The following is a 21,742-nucleotide window of genomic DNA, read 5'->3' as shown; positions in this document are numbered from 1 at the left end:
TTATCATTTCAAGTGGTGTGACACTTTGGACATTGATAGTAGATCAGAAAGGAGTAATCAAGGAATGAAATTTATTGATTTATTTTCAGGTATAGGTGGATTTCGACTTGGAATGGAAAGTGTCGGACACGAGTGTATTGGATTTTGTGAGATTGATAAATTTGCTAGAGAATCTTATAAGTCCATTTTTCAAACGGAAGGAGAAATCGAATTTCATGACATACGAGATGTTTCAGATGACGAATTTAAAAAACTTAGAGGGAAAGTCGATATCATCTGTGGGGGATTCCCTTGTCAAGCATTTTCAATCGCAGGAAGACGATTGGGATTTGATGATACTAGAGGAACTTTGTTCTTTGAAATTGCTCGGGCGGCCAAACAAATCCAACCACGTTTTCTTTTTCTTGAAAATGTTAAAGGCCTACTCAATCACGATAAGGGACGGACGTTCACCACAATTCTTACCACACTTGATGAGTTGGGGTTTGATGTTGAGTGGCAGGTGCTTAACAGTAAGGATTTTGGCGTTCCCCAAAACAGAGAGAGGGTGTTTATTATCGGACATTCTAGAAAGAAATGTACCAGACTCTTATTTCCTTTCAGACGAGAAGGTCAAGCAACTAACTCTGAGACTTTAAAAGCACTAGGAAATTTGAATCCATCAAAAAGAGGAATGAGCGGTAAAGTTTATTGTTCAGAAGGTCTTGCGCCAACCTTAGTTCGTGGAAAAGGAGAAGGATTTAAAGTTGCGATTCCTTGTATGACACCAGATAGATTAGAAAAAAGACAAAATGGTAGACGCTTTAAGGAAAACCAAGAGCCGATGTTTACTTTAAATACTCAGGATCGTCATGGTATTGTTGTTGTTGGAGATTTACCGACTAGCTTTAAGGAAACTGGTCGTGTCTATGGAAGTGAGGGCTTATCTCCAACATTGACTACGATGCAAGGTGGAGATAAAATTCCCAAAATACTGATTCCAGAATCAATCCAATTTTTAAAAGTTCGGGAAGCAACGAAAAAAGGGTATGCACAAGCAGAGATTGGGGATTCAATCAATTTAGAAAGACCAAGTTCTCAGTATCGTCGTGGTAGAGTTGGAAAAGGTATAGCGAATACGTTAACAACTAGTGGTCAAATGGGAGTAGTAGTGGCTAGCTATGAAGGAAAAGATAAACAAGTTTATCATGTAGCCGGTGTCTTGATAGATGGACAATTTTACCGTCTGAGAATTCGACGAATCACTCCTAAAGAGTGTTTTCGCTTGCAAGGGTTTCCTGATTGGGCTTTTGAAGCTGCTAGAAAAGTCTCTAGTAATAGTCAGCTCTATAAACAAGCTGGTAATAGTGTAACCGTTCCTGTGATTGCTGCAATCGCAAAGAAATTAAAAGAAATAGAGGAAAAAGATGAAAGCATTAAATAAAGAATCAATACTAGATTGTGATGAATTAGAAACAGAATTACATGATGCAGAAATCAGACAGCTGGATGAACAAATATTTTTGATGCCCAATTATCCATGTGAGTTTGAGGTGACATTTTTAGATGATTACCATGAAAAACATAATTACCCACTATTTTACGAATCCTATCTTCAAAACATTATGGAATTCCTTGAAAGTCAAGGCATAAAGAATGGGGTTGATGCCTTTGTAGATGATCATCAAAATCTTGTTTTTGTTTTATATGGACAAGGCTATCGAGCCGAGGGAAAAGAGGTAATACTTACAACCCAAGTAACTGTAAAAGCTTATGATGAAGACAAGCAACCGATTAACTTCGCAAATTTATTAGATTCCTTAATCGTTTCAGAATATCAAATAGAACCGAATCTTTGGGAGGTTTCCCATGATTGATCTCTATCTAAGTAAAAATAGCCAAAGAAATCAACTTCTTTTAGACTTCTTCCAAAACTATGGCATCGAGGTATCTTGTCATTCAGTTTCTGAAATGACAAAGGACAAATTAATTGAGATGATGAGCTATTCTTCAGATTGTTTTGAATTTTTATCTCCCAATTTATTACGATTTAAGAACCGTGACAATCTAAGATTAACGGATTTCATTGAAATGATATTAAAAAATCCTGAACTAACCATCAGGCTTCCTCTTGCGGTTTCAAATAAGCGAGTTTATCCAAATCTGAATCTAGAGGAGGCCAGAGCTTTATTACCTAGAGATACGAAACAATTGATTTACATGGAACAAACACATTATTTATCAAGTTAAAGGAGAAGCAATATGGCTGAACGATTTTGGGAGAACTTGTCCATTATTTTGGCTGAAAGAAATATCAGCTGGATTGAGTTAACCAGAAAAATGTTTGCGGGAGAGTTTCACTATCCAAGTGAATTGAATCGTTTGTATCAAAAGATTCGCCACTATAAGATGGAACAACGAATGCCTCAAAGTCCATGGGTAGAAAGGATTGTGCAGGTATTAGATTTAGATTATGAAGATTTATTTCGGAGGTAACTATGAAAAGAATAATTCCAGTTTATATATTCCAACAAGTAAATGTCCTATTGGTATCTTTATACTTACTGAAATTTCTTTGTATCGGTGAGTTAACTATACTACAGGTTCTCTATTGTGGGTCGCTCATTTCTTTTTTATGGATGTATGGTCAACGAAAACAAGTGGTCAAGGTCAATATGAAAATTAGGATAAAGTGGCTTGGTATTGGATTCGTTAGTCTACTGATTATAAGTCTATGTTTTAGTCTGATTCATGCTCAAGGAACCACGAATCAAGTAAACTTAATTGGGCTTCAACATCAAGTTCCTTGGTTTTCATTTTTATTGTTCTTAATCAATGCAAGTATGGTTGAAGAATTTCTGTATCGAGAAATTTTATGGAACTTAGTCAGAAAATTAGATATCAGAATTGCTTTGACAAGTGTTTTATTTGCCTTAGCACATCATCCAGGAACCATTCTAGCTTGGTTTTTGTATGTTTCACTTGGGATGTTTTTAGGGATGGTACGCTATAAATCTGATTTTTTGGGAAGTATGGGGCTACATTTGGTGTGGAACCTACTAGTTTATAGTTTGCTGCTTTTTTAGACCAAATTAGTTTGTTTTAGGGAAATGAAATACTAACATTATGTAACAATGTTAGTATTTTATTTCAAAGTCTTTGGTTAATATGAATTTAGCTCGACAGAAAAATAAGAAATGTGATAAAAATTTCAACTACTCTTATCTATAATAAAGCTACCTGTTCTTTGAAAATTGAATCCACTCCGTCTTGATTAGCGTGCCTGTGTAAGTAGGGACTGAGAGTATTTCCCTGTGAAGGGCAACTGGCACAAGACGTGTGTGAGAATTTTCTAACAGACACGGAGTTTATCGTTACCAGACTTAAACGATGCGACAAACTAGATAAAGGAGTTAATCATGAAGGTAGTAAACTTGTATGATTTGAAACAAATGGGAAATAAAGGTGGTTGTACCATCCAATTGATTCATCACTTTCCTTTTGGTATGGGCTTAGGACATCTCAAAAAAGACTACATTGAATTTAAACGTGTTGGTATCTTTGATGGGAAAGCAGTAGAAGTTACTCTTCGAGAACCTTATTCGAGAGATCTACTGCAGGTTGTCAAGTCGATTAAGCAACGTCAGAAATTGATAGCTTATCGTTATAAAGAGGGAAAGCTGCTATTTGTGAAGAAGGAGGCATCAGATGTCCTCTGAACAACAGGAACGAATGGCAGTTCAATATGCTGAGCGTAGTCTTTTATTTACTGTAAAAAGTCTCTTAAAGATTCTAGAATGGTCTAGACGTCAGGCTTTAGCACAGGATTCCGCTTATAAGATAGGAGTACAGAAATTAGAAGAATTGCTACAATCTCCTTATTCGATTGATACGATTAATCTGAAAAAAGATTTTTTAGACAAACCAATTGATATAGAGAAATTTAAAGCTTTTTTAGAAAAAGAAGAGATTCCTTTAGCCATTGCTTGGCAAGGGGATTCTCTGCATTTCTACACGAAAGACCGTTCGATTCTAGACAATCATTTAGACCATCTGTTAGAAAAAATGGTTAATGATCCAGAGAAATTAGCTGATTTTACCATGGATAAGTCATTAGACGATGCAATTGATGAGGCTAAATCCCAAATTACCTTTAGACAAGAAGGAGCCGTCAAACAGAAAGAGATGGTGAGATGATGTACAGTGGAAAGAAATTCCTACTATTCTCACTGTTAGGTATCTTACTAGGCTATCTTTTTCATCGTTTGACGCTTTTGTATGATTCCTATACTGGAAATACCTTAGATAAATGGACTCATCTTCTGATGGAAGGTCAAGATGAAGTTCTTCAGTCGCCATGGAATGTTTCTTTTACTGGAAAATCAAGTGCTTTTTTTCTACTAGGTTTTGTGATGATGTTACTGGTTTATCTCTATCTAGAGACTGGTAAAAAACAATACCGAGAAGGGGTAGAATACGGGAGCGCCCGTTTTGGAACTCTAAAAGAAAAGAAGCTCTTTTACGGTAAGGAATTTTCTCATGATACGATCTTAGCACAAGATGTTCGTTTGACATTATTAGATAAAAAACCACCTCAATATGATAGAAATAAGAATATTGCGGTGATCGGAGGTTCAGGAAGTGGGAAGACATTTCGCTTTGTAAAACCCAATCTGATTCAGATGAATAGTTCAAATATTGTCGTGGATCCTAAAGATCACTTGGCCGAGAAAACAGGCAAACTCTTTTTAGAACATGGCTACCAAGTAAAGGTGTTAGATTTAGTCAATATGAAGAACTCAGATGGCTTCAATCCTTTTCGCTATATAGAGACAGAAAATGATTTGAATCGCATGCTGACAGTTTATTTTAATAACACCAAAGGCTCTGGATCCCGTAGTGATCCATTTTGGGACGAAGCTTCTATGACTTTGGTACGAGCTTTAGCCTCCTACTTGGTCGATTTCTATAACCCACCTAAAACAAGAGAACAGCTCATTGAAGAGAGTCGTTTGAGTCAAACAGAATACCAAAACTTGTTGAAATGTCAAAAAAAAGAAGTGGAAGAGCGAAAAAAACGAGGGCGTTATCCAAGTTTTGCTGAAATCTCAAAACTCATTAAACACTTATCCAAGGGTGAAAATCAAGAAAAAAGTGTCTTAGAAATTCTATTTGAAAATTATGGTAAAAAGTATGGGACTGAAAATTTTACCATGCGAAATTGGGCAGATTTCCAAAATTATAAGGATAAGACTTTGGATTCTGTTATAGCTGTAACCACTGCTAAATTTGCCCTCTTCAATATTCAAAGTGTCATGGATTTGACCAAAAGAGATACCCTTGATATGAAGACATGGGGCAAGGAAAAATCAATGGTTTACTTAGTTATCCCAGATAACGATAGTACCTTTCGCTTTCTTTCAGCCCTCTTTTTTTCAACCGTATTTCAAACCCTAACAAGACAAGCAGATATTGATTTTAAGGGTCAATTGCCTCTTCATGTGAGAGTCTATTTAGATGAGTTCGCAAATATCGGAGAAATCCCAGATTTTGCTGAACAAACCTCAACAGTCCGTTCTCGAAATATGAGTCTCGTTCCTATTCTACAAAATATTGCCCAACTTCAAGGGCTCTATAAAGAAAAAGAAGCTTGGAAAACCATTTTGGGGAACTGTGATAGCTTAGTCTACTTAGGTGGTAATGATGAAGATACCTTTAAATTTATGAGTGGCTTACTCGGTAAACAAACCATTGATGTTCGAAATACTAGTCGTTCCTTTGGCCAGACAGGTTCAGGATCCCTTTCTCATCAAAAGATTGCTCGTGATTTAATGACACCTGATGAAGTCGGAAATATGAAACGGCATGAATGCCTGGTTCGAATTGCTAATATGCCTGTCTTTAAAAGCAAAAAGTACAATTCAACTAAGCATCCAAACTGGAAATACCTAGCCAATCAAGAAACCGATGAACGGTGGTGGAACTATCAGATCAATCCTTTGAATCAAAGACAAGAAAATCATCTTGAAGGCCTTAGAATTCGTGATTTAACTTTTGAATCTAGTTTAAAATAAAAATAGAAAAGAGGAAATAGATGATTACGCATTTTAAAGGTTTTGTTTATGGAGTAGACGCAAGTGCCATGTTTGCACAAGCTATGTATTTGTTGCAGAAGGGATTGATTGCGGTTGGTGCCTTTCTCGTTGTTGTGGGGATTGTCAATCTTGCAACCAACATTAAGGATGGTGGACCAGGTGTTCGGAATGCCATTCTTGAAATTGTCGGTGGTGTTATGGTCGGGGCTGCTGGAGCCTTTGTAACCCAGATTTCAATTTAGGAGGATAAACAATGACATGAATCTTAGTTTAGTCTCACCCTTTGTTTACCTTGCATCTGAAAAAATATCAGCTGAAAATTTATTTGAAGGATTTAATGTGGATTTACAATCTACTGTAGATCTGATTAAATCCCTATCTAGCTACAATCCAACCGTTTGGACTTATATGTCTAGTATTACTAAAAGTGTCATGCAGCCTCTTGGAGTTGCGATTTTATCAGTTGTTCTCATCTTAGAATTTTCGAAGATGGCAAAGAAAATTGCTAACTCAGGAGGAGCGATGACATTTGAAGCATTAGCGCCGATGTTGATTAGTTATATTATGGTCGCAGTTGTAATTACCAACACTACCGTAATTGTAGAAGCCATCATCGGGATTGCGAGTCACGCCATTGAACAAGTGGCTTCGATTGTGGCTCACGGTGGGGCAAAGTATGATACAATCTCTGGATTAAAAGGTTCAGGATTTATTGGCCGTATGATTGTGGGCTTTTTCGCCCTCCTCATTTGGCTTGTTCGGATAGTAAGTGCAGCCATGGTCAATCTTTTGGTATCCATTCGATTTATTCAGCTCTACCTTATGATTCCATTTGCCCCTCTTACGATTCCAACATTTTTAAGCGATGAATGGAAGTCTATTGGTATTGGCTATTTAAAAAATATTATGGTCTATGCGGTACAAGGGGTTCTCATTTTTATGATTGTCTCTCTTGTTCCTTTGTTTGAATCTGCTGGGAAAATAGCTGTTTCAAATGGTGCAGGAGTCTTGCAATCACTTGCGATTATGTTTGGTAGTTTGATACAAGCTATCTTACTGATTATTGCCCTCGTTGGTTCTCAACGTACGGCTCGCTCAATTTTAGGTATGTAATTAGATAAAGGCTAGGAAGTGATTGCTTCTTAGCCTTTTTAGAAAGGAAAGTCATGAATACACGTGTCTTTAAAGACATTTCAAAATACCAACACAGGGCTTGGTTAGGTTTCACCACAAGGCAAATCATCTTTGTTTTACCAGCCTTTATTGTCACAATTATTGTTTTGGGCTTGAATCTCTTTTTCTCGCAATTTGGAGATTGGTTTGTTTACGGTTTTGTGTTTGCCTTTACCATTCCCCTCATGCTTTTTGGAGTCTATAAACCCAATGATTTATATTTTGAACATTATTTGAAATACCGTCTTCATTTTGAATTAACGGTTCCCCTACGCACAATTACAGGAAAGAAAGGACCTGAACATGAAAAGAAAATCAAATACATTAAAGAAACAAAAAACTTCAATGACTAATAAAAAGGAAGAAGTTAAAGGGAAAAAAGAGGAAGTGTTACCCTCTACGGCTAATACTCTTTCCTATCAAGCCCTGTATCAAAATGGTCTGATGCAGGTAAAAGAAGATTATTTCTCACAAAGCTACTTACTTGGTGATGTCAATTATCAGACCGTTGGTTTGGAAGATAAGGGGGCAATCATTGAGAAGTATTCTGATTTGATTAACTCCCTAGATGACCAAACCAACTTCCAATTGACCATCTTTAATAAAAGATTGAATTTAGAAAAGTTTAGACAAAGTGTTTTGTATGAGGAAAAAGAAGATGGGTATGATAGCTATCGTAAAGAATTGAATCGGATGATGAATCAGAATTTAGACAGTGGTGAAAATAACTTTTCAGCTGTGAAACTGATTACCTTTGGTAGAAAGGATTCTAATCCCAAACAAGCCTATCGTTCCTTGTCTCAAATTGGAGAATATTTCAAGAGTGGTTTCTCAGAAATTGATGCTCGCTTTGAATCCTTGGCTGGAGAAAACCGTGTGAACTTGTTAGCAGATATGCTTAGAGGAGAACACCATCTTCCGTTTTCTTACCGTGATTTAACGAGATCGGGTCAGACAACTCGTCACTTTATAGCTCCTAACCTCTTGGATTTTAAAAACAAGAATTATCTACAAATCAATGACCGCTTATTGCAGATTGTCTATGTCAGAGACTACGGTATGGAACTAGGAGATCAGTTTATCAGAGACCTCATGCAAGGAGATTTGGAATTGATTGTGAGCCTCCATGCTCAAAGTTCGACTAAGGCAGATGCCATGAAGAAACTACGAACAAAGAAAACCTTGATGGAATCCCAAAAGATTGGGGAACAACAAAAACTAGCTCGTACAGGTATCTATTTGGAAAAAGTAGGCCATGTTTTAGAAAGCAATATCGATGAAGCTGAGGAACTCTTAAAAACCATGACAGAGACAGGAGATAAACTATTTCAAACAGTCTTCTTGATTGGTGTCTTTGGTCAGGATGAAGAAGAACTTAAACAAGCCCTAGACACTATCCAACAAGTGGCCGGCTCAAATGACTTAATGATTGATAAACTTCCATATATGCAAGAAGCAGCCTTTAATAGTTTGCTGCCATTTGGTTGTGATTTTTTATAGGGAGTATCACGGAGTTTATTAACGTCCAATATAGCAGTGAACTCTCCATGGACTTCAGTAGACTTACAAGACCGTAGTGGAAAATATTACGGTATCAATCAAATCTCAAGCAATATTATTACCATTGATCGCAGCCTATTAAATACACCGTCTGGTCTGATTTTAGGAACATCTGGAGCTGGGAAAGGGATGGCAACCAAGCATGAGATTATCACGACAAAAATCAAGGAATCTGGTGAAAATACCGAAATCATCATCGTTGATCCAGAAGCAGAGTACAGTGTCATTGGACGGGCTTTTGGTGGAGAAATGATTGATATTGCGCCCGACTCCCAGACTTATCTCAATGTACTTGACTTGTCTGAGGAAAATATGGATGAGGATCCTGTTAAGGTAAAATCAGAATTTCTTTTATCCTTTATCGGCAAGTTATTGGATAGGAAAATGGATGGAAGAGAAAAATCGATTATCGACCGAGTTACGAGACTCACCTATCAGTCATTTAAAGAGCCTTCTTTGAAAGAATGGGTCTTTGTCTTGAGTCAACAACCAGAAGAAGAAGCGCAGAATTTGGCACTTGATATGGAACTGTATGTCGAAGGTTCTCTTGATATTTTTTCTCATAAGACCAATATTCAGACAGGATCTAATTTCTTAATCTATAATGTTAAAAAGTTAGGAGATGAGCTGAAACAAATCGCTCTTATGGTAGTGTTTGATCAGATATGGAATCGTGTTGTTCGTAATCAAAAATTAGGGAAGAAGACCTGGATTTATTTTGATGAAATGCAGCTTCTCTTATTAGATAAATATGCCAGTGATTTCTTCTTTAAATTGTGGAGTCGTGTCAGAAAATATGGAGCCAGTCCGACTGGAATAACTCAAAATGTCGAAACCTTATTGTTAGATCCAAATGGTAGACGAATTATTGCAAATAGTGAATTTATGATTCTCCTCAAGCAAGCAAAAAATGACCGAGAAGAACTGGTTCAACTCTTAGGCTTGTCAAAAGAACTTGAAAAATACCTAGTCAATCCAGAAAAAGGGGCTGGACTAATAAAAGCTGGTTCAGTTGTCGTTCCCTTCAAAAATAAGATTCCTCAAGGTACTCAATTGTTTGATATCATGAGTACGGATCCTGATAAAATGGCTTCTAACTAAGGGGAAGGTAAATGAAGGATAAAAGAGAAATCATACGTGCCCGAAAGGCATTTAGAAGAAGTCTAAAAGATGAGAAGAAATTCTTGAAACAAGAAAAGAAGGAGGTGAGGAAACAGAAAAAAGATTCCGCTGTACTGGATGAAAAAGCATGGAAAAAAGAGATAAAGCAAAATCTAGAGGAGATGAGAGAGGCTTCAAAGGCTAGAGTAAAACAAGCAAATGAAGACTACAATCACATCCTTCAAAATAGTCCCCCATCTCTTTTGAATCGCAAAGAATTAAGAGGCAGACGGTTGCCTCATGCTAGGAAACGATTGAAAATAGCCAAGGAGCAATTTAAGAAAGCAAAGGCACAATCAAAAGAAGAAAGAAAAGAGAGTCGTAAAGAAAGAAAAACCAATCAAAAATTTCTCTACGGTCAGGAATCGAAACATAAATCTAATTTTTTCTTTCAAGGGAAGAGTTTAGAAGAATTAAAAGCTAAGAAAGAAGTCAAGGCCGCAAAAGAGAATTTAAAATCTACTAAACAAGCCTATAAGTCCAAAAAAGTCAGTAGGAAAGCCAAAACTTTTCTTTATGTCCTTGGACGTGAAGGTGGAGAGTTAACTTCAGAAAATGAAGATTTAGAAGGCTATCGCACACTTCAAGAGACCATTAGAAAAGGGAAACGTTACAGTCGGCTTTCTTATAACATTGGGAAAGCTAGTGTCAAAACAGGGCAAGCAACAGGTCGTTTTACCAAGAAAAGACTGACCAACACAAAAGAGCGATACCATCATTTTAAGGATGGAAAAGGATGGAAACTAGCGAAAGATAATCCAAGTTCCTTTAAAAATCGGTTTCGAAAATTAAAGAAACAAGGTCTTACAAGTGTCCGAAATATCTATCAAAAACTAAAAGCAGCCTTTTCCTTCTTTACATTTGCGGCTGGAAATCCTGTAACCTGGATAGTTGGAGGAATAGTCTTTCTTCTTTTACTTATGATGAGCTTCTTTTTAGGATTTTCATCTGCTAGTTTGATTCAACAAGATGAATTTGAATTAACAAAAGCTTATACCCACCTAACTTGGGAAGATGCAGAACATACTCGAACAAATGACAAAGGAATTACCTATTACACAAAAATTGATGATGTGATGGGGTATATGAACTTTAAATTCCATGACTATGAGTTACACAAACCAGTTCACTTATTTAGTTCAAAAACTTACAAGGATTATCTGTCTACTTTGTGGCATGATTTAAACGATGGGGATGATTTGAAATCCATGCAAGACCTCTATGAAACTCCTAAGTATAAACTATCGAGAGACGATCAAGAGGAAATAAAAGAACTAAAAGAAGAGGGTATGTATGCTTCCATGCAGGAATTGGACAATCCATTTGAGGGGAAAAGTAACGAAGATAATTTGACCATGACTTATCGTTATGGATACTATGATTTAGACGGAAAGCCTACTCTTCAGGAGTACATTCTACTAGAATCGAAGGCTCACCAAACGATTGTCGCACCAATGGATGGAGTTGTATCTCTAGATGGCGACAATGTTATTCTCACAAACGGAAAAGGAGAGAATGAGAGTCGATTGACCTTGTATTCTATTCATAATGGCCGTGCGATTGAGGGGACAAGAGTCCTAACGGGTGATGTTATTGGTGAAACACCAGACGATACAGGTTTGAAAGTTTCCTATCAAAAGTATAAGAACAAGAAAGAAAAATTGGTGTACGTCAATCCGCAATTTTATTTTCCAAAAGTCATTCAACTTCAGACAACTATCTTACCTGCCATTGGTCAGTTTGGTGGTGATGAGTTTGAACGAGCGAAACATATTTATGAGTTTTTGAAATCTCAAGGGGCAAGCCCCCAAGCCATTGCGGCTATTTTAGGAAATTGGTCGGTAGAGTCTTCTATCAATCCTAAACGAGCTGAAGGAGATTATTTATCTCCTCCTGTTGGCGCTACCGATTCCTCATGGGATGATGAAAGCTGGTTAGCGATTGGAGGTCCAGCCATTTATAGTGGTGCTTATCCTAATATTCTTCATAGAGGTCTAGGTTTAGGGCAATGGACAGATACTGCAGATGGGTCAACACGTCATACAGCCTTGTTAAATTATGCACGCACCCAAAATAAGAAATGGTATGATTTAGACCTCCAACTTGATTTTATGCTTCACGGGGATAGTCCTTACTATCAAAGTTGGTTAAAGGATTTCTTTGGAAATACGGGCAGTGCAGCCAATCTCGCCCAACTCTTCCTCACCTATTGGGAGGGAAATTCTGGTGACAAACTACTGGAAAGACAAACTAGAGCAACGGAATGGTATTACCAAATTAAAAAAGGCTTCAGCCAAACAAATGGAGGACAGGCAAAAAGTGACCCGCAATCCCTTGAAGGGGTTCGTGGGGACTTGTATGATCATTCTGTTCCTGGTGGTGGAGATGGTATGGCCTATGCCTATGGACAATGTACATGGGGTGTTGCGGCTCGTATGAATCAATTAGGCTTAAAATTAAAAGGAAGTAATGGAGAGAAGATTTCAATCATTAATACCATGGGAAATGGTCAGGACTGGGTTGCGACAGCTTCAAGTCTTGGTGGGGAAACGGGCTCTATACCAAGAGTAGGTGCTATTGTTTCTTTTGTAGGAGGTACACATGGCACACCAGCAGACTATGGTCATGTGGCTTTTGTAGAGAAGGTCTATGATGATGGTTCTTTTCTAGTTTCTGAAACCAACTATGGTGGCAATCCTAACTATACCTTTAGAAAAATCTCGCAAGCAGATAGTGCCATTAGTTTTGCCTATACGACCAAATAGAAGAGTTTACACTTGAAATTGAAGCTATTTAAAGATACAATATGTCTATAAATGAGTAGTCGGCTCATGGTCAATCTGATAGTAATCTTGTACATAAGGGCCAAGCGGTGGCGGACACCAGAACGAAATCCGATAGCAATCTTGGACGTAAGGGCCAAGCGGTGGCAGACACCAGAATAAACCGACTGACTAGGTGGCTTACAGGTTCTGTAAGTCATCTATTTTTTATTATTACAATAGTTTACTTGAAAAAATTTGGTAGTGTAAAATAAGTTGTGTAAACACAAAAAGGAATAAATCCGTTATAGTAGAGTTGCAACACATTACTAGAAAGAGATTTATTCCAATGACACAGTTTACCACAGAATTGCTTAACTTCCTAGCCAAAAAGCAAGATATTGATGAATTTTTTCGTTCTTCTCTTGAAACAGCTATGAATGACCTGCTTCAAGCAGAGTTATCAGCCTTTTTAGAGTATGAACCTTACGATAAAGTAGGCTATAATTCTGGGAATAGTCGTAATGGAACCTATTCACGGAAATTTGAAACCAAATATGGGACTGTTCAGTTGAGCATTCCAAGAGATCGTAATGGAAACTTTAGTCCAGCTTTGATCCCTGCTTATGGACGTCGAGATGACCACTTGGAAAAGATGGTTATCAAACTCTATCAAACCGGTGTAACGACTCGAGAAATTAGTGATATCATCGAGCAAATGTATGGTCATCACTATAGTCCTACCACAATTTCTAATATCTCAAAAGCAACTCAGGAGAATGTCGCTACTTTTCATGAGAGAAGCTTAGAAGCTAACTACTCTGTTTTATTCCTTGACGGAACCTATCTTCCATTAAGACGTGGAACCGTTAGTAAAGAATGTATTCATATCGCACTTGGCATTACACCAGAAGGACAGAAGGCTGTTCTTGGATATGAAATCGCCCCAAATGAAAACAATGCTTCTTGGTCCAACCTGTTAGACAAGCTTCAAAACCAAGGAATCCAACAGGTTTCTCTTGTAGTGACTAATGGTTTCAAGGGGCTTGAGCAGATGATCAGTCAGGCTTACCCGTTAGCTAAACAACAACGTTGCTTAATTCATATTAGTCGAAATTTGGCTAGTAAGGTGAAGCGATCTGATCGGGCAGTTATTCTGGAGCAATTTAAAATGATTTATCGTGCTGAAAATTTAGAAATGGCAGTACAAGCTTTGGAGGACTTTATCGCTGAATGGAAACCAAAGTATAAGAAAATAATGGAAAGTCTGGAGAATACGGATAATCTTTTAACTTTTTATCAGTTTCCCTACAAGATTTGGCACAGCATTTATTCGACAAACCTAATTGAGTCTCTCAACAAAGAAATCAAACGTGATTGTGGATGCAACAGAGGTAAAAATCAATCGTCCTAAAAAAATCAACTAGCCAATTATTCTGGTAAAAAGAAATGTCATGCTATGAAGGCTCAGGCGATTGTCACAAGCCAAGGGAGAAATGTTTCTTTGAATATTGCAGTGAACTATTTGCCACGATATGAAGTTGTTCAAAATGAGTCGCAGAAATATCGGACAAGCTGGTAAAATCTTGTCAGACAGTGGTTATCAAGGGATCATGAAGATGTATTCACAAGCGCAAACTCCGAGGAAATCAAGCAAACTTAAGCCACTAACTCTTTAAGATAAATCCTATAATCATGTGCTATCTAAAGAGAGTATCAAGGTTGAGAATATTTTTGCCAAAGTAAAAACGTTTAAAATGTTTTCAACAACCTATCGAAATCGACGTAAACGCTTTGGATTACGAATGAATTTGATTGCTGGAATTATCAACCGTGAACTAGGATTCTAGTTTCGCAGAAAGTCTAATAAAGCATTAAAAGGCGTAGCCAAAAAAAATGTAAACGTTTGCTAAAAACGGATTTTCATAAAAATCTTCTTTTTAAAAAGTAGAATTATGTTAAAATACTAAAGAGGTGTAAATTATCAGATTATTTCAGCCGTACAGTGTAATTTGTAGATATTTCATAATTTTACGGCCTTTCAAAAATAGGATTGATTTTATTTGTAAATAATGAAAAGTTTGAGAACAATTTAGTCACGTTCTACTTCAACGTATAAGTATTAGTTTAGGTGATGACAAAAATTAATTGTCCTACCATATTTGAATAGAGTTTTTTGAGAAATGGTTTAACCTTTACTTTGTATAGCACAGACTTTTCTGGAAAGGAGTATTAAGAAAGATTTTACGAAGAATAAATAATTTGATAATCAAAAAGACAGTCAAAGAGTAACTTGAAAGATATTATTGCAATAGGAGATATTTAAATGAAGGAAGTTTTAAAACTAAGAAAACGCAGAACAGGGCAATGGGTAACTGTTGCGGGTATGGTATTAATTGGTGCGTGTATGACAATCGGGAATACAGTGGTTTTTGCAGATGATACTCAAACATACCCGATTGAGGTATCAGATAGTAATAAATTTAATTTAACGGACTCCCCCTCTCCTTTAAGTAGTGAAAATTTAGGAACAAATAATCGAGGGCATGAAGTAGCTACTTTACCATCTACAGGACACGTTGATTCAAGTGCCAAAACCACACCAGAATATTTGATGAGTGAATCGTCAACTGTTTCTTTAGTCAAAAGTGATGTGGCGACTACAGAGACCTCAACCTCAGTATTGGCTAGTCTTTCTGAAGTCGCACCAACTAAGTCAACCGACAGCTCTGAAACACTAGTGCCCTCAACTTTATCGGAAGATCCAAAGCATGCATCAACTTCAGAGGGGGCAGCAGCTGAAGTTAAAAGCCACTCTGAAACACTAGTAGAACATTCTACTAATAGTAATAATGAGGAGGAAAGTGGTGATAATTTAATTTACGATATACACAATCAAGAAGTGACAATTACTGATATCAAGCGAAAAGAAACAATTAAAAAACTGATTATTCCTCAAAGAATTTCTAATTATAGAGTCACCGAAATAGGTTCTTCAGCTTTTTCAGGTTCTAGTTTGAAGGAAGTAGTATTACCAAGTACGCTAACACAGATAGGAAGTTCTGCTTTTAGTGGGACACAGTTGAAAGACATCACTCTTCCAACAAGTGTCACAACTATAGGAAGTGGGGCTTTTGGATCTATTGATAGTTTAAGCAGTGTTGTTATTCCAAAGAATTTGAGTAATGCTTACAGAGCTTTTGAGGGTTCACAACATCTCAAGACAATTCATTTTGAAGAAGGCATAACTAAGATAGCTGACGGTCTTTTTAAAGATTCAGGAATTTCGAGTATCACAATTCCTAAGACAGTCACTGAAATAGGTTACGAAGCTTTCCGTAATACAAGAATTACAGAACTTTATATTCCAGACAGTGTTACTAAGTTAGGTGCTAATTCCTTTGGCACTGACTATTATAACGATTTCAAAACTCTTACTAAAGTTAGCTTGCCATCAGAGTTGCAATCAACTAGTTCACCATTCTATGGACAGAAGAATCTCAAGGAAGTAGTGCTTCGTGGAAATTGGAAGACAATTCCAGGAGGATTGTTTTCTGGAACAGGAATTGAAAAACTAGTGATTCCAGAGGGTGTTACTGAAATAGGGGCAGATGCCTTTTCAGGTTCTAGTTTGAAGGAAGTAGTATTACCAAAAACGTTAACGAAGATAGGCGATTCTGCTTTTAGTGGGACACAGTTGACAAATATGTCGGTTCCTTCTAGTGTTAGGGAAATTGGCTCTTATGCCTTTAATAGTACGCCACTTGAGGTAATTAATTTACCTTATGGTTTGCAAGTAATCGGTAGTGGAGCTTTTCGAAACACCAAGCTTGAAACAATTGAGATCCCAGAAGGTGTGACTTATCTTGATGATTACACTTTAGCCAATATTCCAACACTGAAGTCTGTGTATCTTCCAAAAAGTTTGACAGCTTTCGTTCAGTCTTGGAATACACCTTCTGAAAGCGTAGAATACCATGTTTATCTGGATTCTTTTGCTTTAGAATATATGATTGAAAAACAACTTAACTTTAAACTTCGTGATGAAAATGTAGCAAATGATGACAGTAAAGTATTAGACAGCAGCAATTCTTACTATCTGACAACGACAACAGGTACTCGTCGACAAGGATATTTAGGTCTAGACCTAAAGTACGCTATAAAAAAAGATAAATCAAGTGATGATGGTAAGTATGTCCTTCACCTCAATATACCATCTACAACGAAAGTTTTTGAAAGTAAAATACGAGTAAATGGCCAAGATGTAACGGCAACAGTTTCTAATGGTTATCTTGATATTCCTGTTTCAGAAGAGATAGGTAAGATTAAGTTAATGCTGATGACAGAAAATAGAGAACTCACTAATGTTCGTTTATTTGCACAGTTTTCCTATCAAAAAGATAGAAAAAAAGTATCCGAAAATATTGGAGCTATCAATGTTAATATACCTGTCTTAACACTAACAGCTAATCAGGTAACGTCAAGGAGTTACTCTCGTATTAGTGGAATAGCCGACCCTAATGACCAGCTAATTGCTTATCTTGATGATATGGTTGTCGGTCAAGTCAAGATCAAGAAAGATGGAAGTTACACCTTTGATGTACCTCTAGTCACTCCTGTAGACAACAAAGAATATACAATCAAAGTGAAGGCTTTATCATCAGATGGTCGAGAAATCAGTGAGACAACAACAGTTCGCTATGAGAAAAATTATCCTGAGTTAGTGAACTTTATCATGCGTCATAATGGCTACACTTATAATTTGAAAGAGAACCAAGACAAAGTTCCAGTCATCAGTTTTAGACCTGGTGGAAAATTTGATTTTGAAGTTGAGTATACAAATACTGAACAGATAGAAAATATTTATTTGGTAAGTGTCAGAGAGGGAATCAAAAAGTATGTTCAGCTTTATTATGATGAAAATTTAAAAAAATATATTTATCATGGCTATTTTGATGAAAAAAATACTTCTTATGTTCCTGGAAAATTAGAACTTCAGATTATTAATAAGGAAAAACGCATCCCCTCTATTCTAATTGAATTAGAGGGTAAAAAGATTGACTATTTAAGCAGTGATTTTAAAGAAAAATATAAAATAATTGACGAGTTAAACCGAGATAAGTTTGTTACTCGAATTATCAATAGGGAAACACAGAAGGTTGTATTAACAGAAGAAATATCAATAGATATATTAAAAGAATTGTTTGATAATATTCAAAACAATTCGGAATCTCAACCTAAAACATCTTCAATTTTAGTTAAAGAGGAAGAAAATAATTTAGGATTTAGGTCTGCTGAAGGAACCAAGGGGGAACCTATATTAAATCTATTTTATGCTTTATTGTTGGAAGGAGCAGGAAACATTAATCTGAATCAATTTTTCAGTCCTGCAAAATTTGCACTCGAAGAATTATTCAAAATACCAGAATTAATTTTTAGAAAGTATGCAGGTCTTTCAAAAGATCTTTCTACCGTTAGTGACAGTGTGTTTGATGGTATTGTGGATAAACAACTTGGAAATAAAGCTATTAAAGATGAATTCGCAAAAGTTCCTGGTTTAGAAAAGGTAGTAAATAATATAGGGCTTTATCAAGAATTAGGAACTTTTGTGATGAAGTGGTCCATGTTAGAATTACTCGAACAACTTTTAGAAAATCCTAAACTAGTAATTCAAGGAAATTACAAATATAATGCACTTCAAACTATCAAAAGAGAGAAAAATAATTTTATTAATGCTTCAACACTGTCAATTGGGGTTAGCCTTGCTTCTAATAGTAAGCACGTAGCTTTAGGTGCTCTAATTTATGATTTTGGTGCAACATTTTATAATTTTATTAGAGGTATAGGTGGTAAGCTAGAGAAATGGGAACGCATTCCTACAGTATCGGGTCTCCCTGAGTCAATTTATGAAAATATTATTGATGATTTAAAAATTGGTGCTCCAACATTAACTAACTGGAAGGTAAAAACTCCTTCCAATAATACAAAGGAAGAAGATATAGGCACAAAAGCCTATTCTAACTCATTTGATGTCTCAAATTTATTTTCTGTAAGATACACTACACCCCATAATAATCTATCTAGATTTACCACATTTAATATACCAGCTTTTCAATTCGTTGTTGACCCATCAGGAATAGTAATAAATAATGTTTCAAAGAAACCAGTAACGGGAGCAACAATTAATCTTTATTATCAAGGAGAGAATGGTGAGGAGATTTTATGGGATGCAGGGGAGTATTCGCAGTTTAATCCTTTGCTGACGACAGTTAATGGTGAGTATGCTTGGGATGTGCCTGAAGGCTTCTGGAAAGTCAAGGTAAGTAAAGAGGGATATGAGTCTGCAGAGTCTGATTGGCTACCGGTACCGCCACCTCAGACAGAAGTACACTTTAACTTGAAACCATTGTCCTATAAGATAGCTTATAAAGTTGGAGATGGCATATTAAAGGAAGATGTTCCAAGGAGTTACCAAACTGATGTAGATACGGAGTTGCCTTATCCTGTTCGTAAAGGATACGTTTTTACAGGATGGTATTTAGATGATAATTTCTCAGGTGAACCTTTCTTTAATACATTGTTCGATAAAGCGGGTGACAAGGTGCTTTATGCTAAGTGGGAAAAGGACACAAAAATTCTAAGTGATGATGATAACGTTGTTACGGTGACAGTTTCTGGAAATGATGTAAATGTGATTGGCAAGGTTGTTAAAAAGGAAGTTACTAATGCTGATATCTTGGAAAAGGTTGGGGATCATAATAACCTTCTTATGGAAATTCAAGCTTTAGATGATGATGGTAATGTAGTATCCTTATCTGAAGACGCTGAAATTGAACTAGCAGTGATTTCAGGTCAAAAACCTTATAAGGTGTTACATTATGTAAAAGATAAGTCGACTTTTGAGGAGGTACCATTTAATTGGAATGAAAAGGACAAAAACATTTCCTTAACCACGTCAACTTTAGGGGTTTATTTGATTCAAAATAAATTGACAGAAAAACAAATGACTTCTAAGGTTCGTCAAGAAAGTCGAGTTCTTAAGACAGATAAGATTGAATATGTTGATGATTCAAGTCTCGATGCAGGCAAAGTTCGAGAAGTTGCAGCAATAAACGGAAAAGTTTTAGTAGAAATCACAGACGTATATGTAAATGGTGAGTTGCAATCAAGTACAGAAAAAGAATTATCACGTATTGAACCGCAAGCTAAGAAGGTTTATCGAGGAACAAAACAGGTATCTCACGTCCCAGATGTTGCACCAATGGAGAATAATAAACCAGAGGCTATTATTGAAACTAAGGTTCGTCAAGAAAGTCGAGTTCTTAAGACAGATAAGATTGAATATGTTGATGATTCAAGTCTCGATGCAGGCAAAGTTCGAGAAGTTGCAGCAATAAACGGAAAAGTTTTAGTAGAAATCACAGACGTATATGTAAATGGTGAGTTGCAATCAAGTACAGAAAAAGAATTATCACGTATTGAACCGCAAGCTAAGAAGGTTTATCGAGGAACAAAACAGGTATCTCACGTCCCAGATGTTGCACCAATGGAGAATAATAAACCAGAGGCTATTATTGAAACTAAGGTTCGTCAAGAAAGTCGAGTTCTTAAGACAGATAAGATTGAATATGTTGATGATTCAAGTCTCGATGCAGGCAAAGTTCGAGAAGTTGCAGCAATAAACGGAAAAGTTTTAGTAGAAATCACAGACGTATATGTAAATGGTGAGTTGCAATCAAGTACAGAAAGAGAATTATCACGTATTGAACCGCAAGCTAAGAAGGTTTATCGAGGAACAAAACAGGTATCTCACGTCCCAGATGTTGCACCAATGGAGAATAATAAACCAGAGGCTATTATTGAAACTAAGGTTCGTCAAGAAAGTCGAGTTCTTAAGACAGATAAGATTGAATATGTTGATGATTCAAGTCTCGATGCAGGTAAAGTTCGAGAAGTTGCAGCAATAAACGGAAAAGTTTTAATAGAAATCACAGACATTTATGTAAATAGTGAGTTGCAATTAAGTACAGAAAGAGAATTATCACGTATTGAACCGCAAGCTAAGAAGGTTTATCGAGGTACAAAATGGGTATCACAAGTTCCCGATGTTGCACCAATTGAGGTTAATAGAATCGAACGTAATAATATTACGAAAGAGCATCCAGGGGTTTCTATTGCGATAAATACTAAGTTAGAGCCAGTAGTGATGAATCAATCGTCTTCTGAACCTCTTTCGTCAAAAGAAACAACCATAAGAACTAAGGGTTATTTACCAAATACAAGTAGTGAATATAGTTATGGTTTTGAGTTGGCAGGTATTATTGCTTTAGCAACGGCTCATTTTGGAATAATCTCAAATAAGAGAAAGAAAAATATAAAAAACTAGTTATTAGTGATGGATTAACTCAACTTCAAGAATTATTCCACATTAAGACTAATGAGAAAGTTCTCAGAAGTGATATTCTTCTGGGGGCTTTTTCGATATTAAGAGAACTTAGAAAATTGTTGTGATACTTCTTTCAAGGAATATTTGGTAGGATTGGAGTGAAAAAAGATTAACTAGGAAAGAAGGAAGTATATGGAAGCCATTTATCAACGTGATTCGGATCAAGATGGATTAACTGATGCTCAAGAATTGGCGCTAGGAACCAATCCTCTTAGCGCAGATTCTGATGGTGATGGACGTTCAGATTTAGTGGAAATAGAAGAAGGAACCAATCCCTTAGAAAAGGATTTACAAGACATAGACCAAACAAGTATCATTGAACCGTCCTCAGTATTTATGGAAATGAAACAAAAGATTTCAGATATGATGGAGAGTCACTACAAGGAATTTATACAGGCTCTGATTAGTATTGAAACAGGGATTGAAAACCAACAAAACCTAGAAGACTTATATACTTACTACATGAGAACGGATGCCGTTTCTCTTTTATCTAGTGATTTAGAAATCAGTCCTCAAGAGGTTGAAATGGAGATAGAGTTGTAGGGGAATCATGTGATTCTCCTATT

15 protein-coding genes and 3 pseudogenes are annotated in these 21,742 nt (G+C 36.4%); 17 read left to right on the top strand and 1 reads right to left on the bottom strand.

The genetic code is table 11. From position 1 onward, the window contains the following. Window positions 1–64: 64 nt before the first annotated feature. The 13 genes and pseudogenes from dcm (at window position 65) to EJF26_RS02855 (ending at window position 12,733) form a co-directional block, all read left to right on the top strand. A complete protein-coding gene (gene dcm, locus EJF26_RS02915) occupies window positions 65–1,423 on the top strand; it encodes a DNA (cytosine-5-)-methyltransferase (protein WP_000668586.1) in 1,359 nt (452 codons plus the stop codon). Next, the gene (locus EJF26_RS02910; RefSeq protein WP_000645895.1) at window positions 1,407–1,856 is read left to right on the top strand and encodes a hypothetical protein; all 450 of its coding nucleotides are present in this window, start codon (window positions 1,407–1,409) and stop codon (window positions 1,854–1,856) included. Before dcm ends, EJF26_RS02910 begins: the two co-directional genes overlap by 17 nt. Beyond that, window positions 1,849–2,229: a thioredoxin domain-containing protein gene (locus EJF26_RS02905; protein WP_000566547.1), complete on the top strand. Its 381-nt coding sequence runs from the start codon at window positions 1,849–1,851 to the stop codon at window positions 2,227–2,229. The genes EJF26_RS02910 and EJF26_RS02905 overlap by 8 nt, the downstream gene beginning before the upstream one ends. A 12-nt stretch (window positions 2,230–2,241) precedes the next feature. Further along, complete coding sequence (locus EJF26_RS02900; RefSeq protein ID WP_000840776.1) at window positions 2,242–2,475, top strand: hypothetical protein; 234 nt, start codon at window positions 2,242–2,244, stop codon at window positions 2,473–2,475. A 2-nt stretch (window positions 2,476–2,477) separates the two neighbouring features. Next, window positions 2,478–3,065, top strand: a complete 588-nt coding sequence (locus tag EJF26_RS02895) for a CPBP family intramembrane glutamic endopeptidase (protein ID WP_000821297.1) — start codon at window positions 2,478–2,480, stop codon at window positions 3,063–3,065. Window positions 3,066–3,398: 333 nt separating this feature from the next. Continuing rightward, a complete protein-coding gene (locus EJF26_RS02890) occupies window positions 3,399–3,698 on the top strand; it encodes a hypothetical protein (RefSeq protein WP_000869753.1) in 300 nt (99 codons plus the stop codon). Next, window positions 3,688–4,176 (top strand): hypothetical protein, encoded by a 489-nt coding sequence (locus tag EJF26_RS02885; RefSeq protein ID WP_000093677.1) that lies wholly within the window; start codon window positions 3,688–3,690, stop codon window positions 4,174–4,176. Before EJF26_RS02890 ends, EJF26_RS02885 begins: the two co-directional genes overlap by 11 nt. Continuing rightward, entirely contained in the window at window positions 4,176–6,053 is a 1,878-nt protein-coding gene (locus tag EJF26_RS02880) for a VirD4-like conjugal transfer protein, CD1115 family (RefSeq protein WP_004246150.1), read from the top strand. Before EJF26_RS02885 ends, EJF26_RS02880 begins: the two co-directional genes overlap by 1 nt. A gap of 20 nt (window positions 6,054–6,073) precedes the next feature. Beyond that, the gene (locus tag EJF26_RS02875; protein ID WP_000627866.1) at window positions 6,074–6,316 is read left to right on the top strand and encodes a hypothetical protein; all 243 of its coding nucleotides are present in this window, start codon (window positions 6,074–6,076) and stop codon (window positions 6,314–6,316) included. A 16-nt stretch (window positions 6,317–6,332) separates the two neighbouring features. Beyond that, on the top strand, window positions 6,333–7,187 hold the full coding sequence (locus EJF26_RS02870) for a VirB6/TrbL-like conjugal transfer protein, CD1112 family (RefSeq protein WP_001054258.1): 855 nt from the start codon (window positions 6,333–6,335) through the stop codon (window positions 7,185–7,187). Window positions 7,188–7,240: 53 nt separating this feature from the next. After that, window positions 7,241–7,600: a PrgI family protein gene (locus tag EJF26_RS02865; RefSeq protein ID WP_001097585.1), complete on the top strand. Its 360-nt coding sequence runs from the start codon at window positions 7,241–7,243 to the stop codon at window positions 7,598–7,600. Continuing rightward, window positions 7,551–9,908 (top strand): annotated as a pseudogene (locus tag EJF26_RS02860) (VirB4-like conjugal transfer ATPase, CD1110 family). The gene EJF26_RS02865 and the pseudogene EJF26_RS02860 overlap by 50 nt, the downstream one beginning before the upstream one ends. 11 nt (window positions 9,909–9,919) lie before the next feature. Further along, window positions 9,920–12,733, top strand: a complete 2,814-nt coding sequence (locus tag EJF26_RS02855) for a phage tail tip lysozyme (protein WP_000653452.1) — start codon at window positions 9,920–9,922, stop codon at window positions 12,731–12,733. Here EJF26_RS02855 and EJF26_RS09755 read toward each other — a convergent pair. Further along, window positions 12,718–12,951: a hypothetical protein gene (locus tag EJF26_RS09755; protein ID WP_176605670.1), complete on the bottom strand. Its 234-nt coding sequence runs from the start codon at window positions 12,949–12,951 to the stop codon at window positions 12,718–12,720. The two genes, EJF26_RS02855 and EJF26_RS09755, sit on opposite strands and share 16 nt — an antisense overlap. 128 nt (window positions 12,952–13,079) lie before the next feature. On the opposite strand from EJF26_RS09755, the pseudogene EJF26_RS02845 reads away from it, so the two are divergent. The 4 genes and pseudogenes from EJF26_RS02845 to EJF26_RS02830 form a co-directional block, all read left to right on the top strand. Beyond that, window positions 13,080–14,105 (top strand): annotated as a pseudogene (locus tag EJF26_RS02845) (IS256 family transposase); the annotation flags it as partial. Further along, window positions 14,104–14,580, top strand: a pseudogene (locus EJF26_RS02840) (transposase family protein); the annotation flags it as partial. The pseudogenes EJF26_RS02845 and EJF26_RS02840, both read left to right, overlap by 2 nt. A gap of 476 nt (window positions 14,581–15,056) precedes the next feature. Further along, entirely contained in the window at window positions 15,057–21,116 is a 6,060-nt protein-coding gene (locus EJF26_RS02835) for a leucine-rich repeat protein (RefSeq protein ID WP_143888987.1), read from the top strand. Between the two features lie 192 nt (window positions 21,117–21,308). After that, window positions 21,309–21,719 (top strand): thrombospondin type 3 repeat-containing protein, encoded by a 411-nt coding sequence (locus EJF26_RS02830; RefSeq protein WP_000387506.1) that lies wholly within the window; start codon window positions 21,309–21,311, stop codon window positions 21,717–21,719. Window positions 21,720–21,742: the final 23 nt, after the last annotated feature.

The sequence above is a fragment of the Streptococcus oralis subsp. dentisani genome, from assembly GCF_007475365.1.
Classification (GTDB): Bacteria; Bacillota; Bacilli; order Lactobacillales; family Streptococcaceae; genus Streptococcus; species Streptococcus mitis_AX.
Note: the sequence above shows the minus strand (reverse complement) of the source record. Positions and strands in the feature narration are given on the sequence as shown.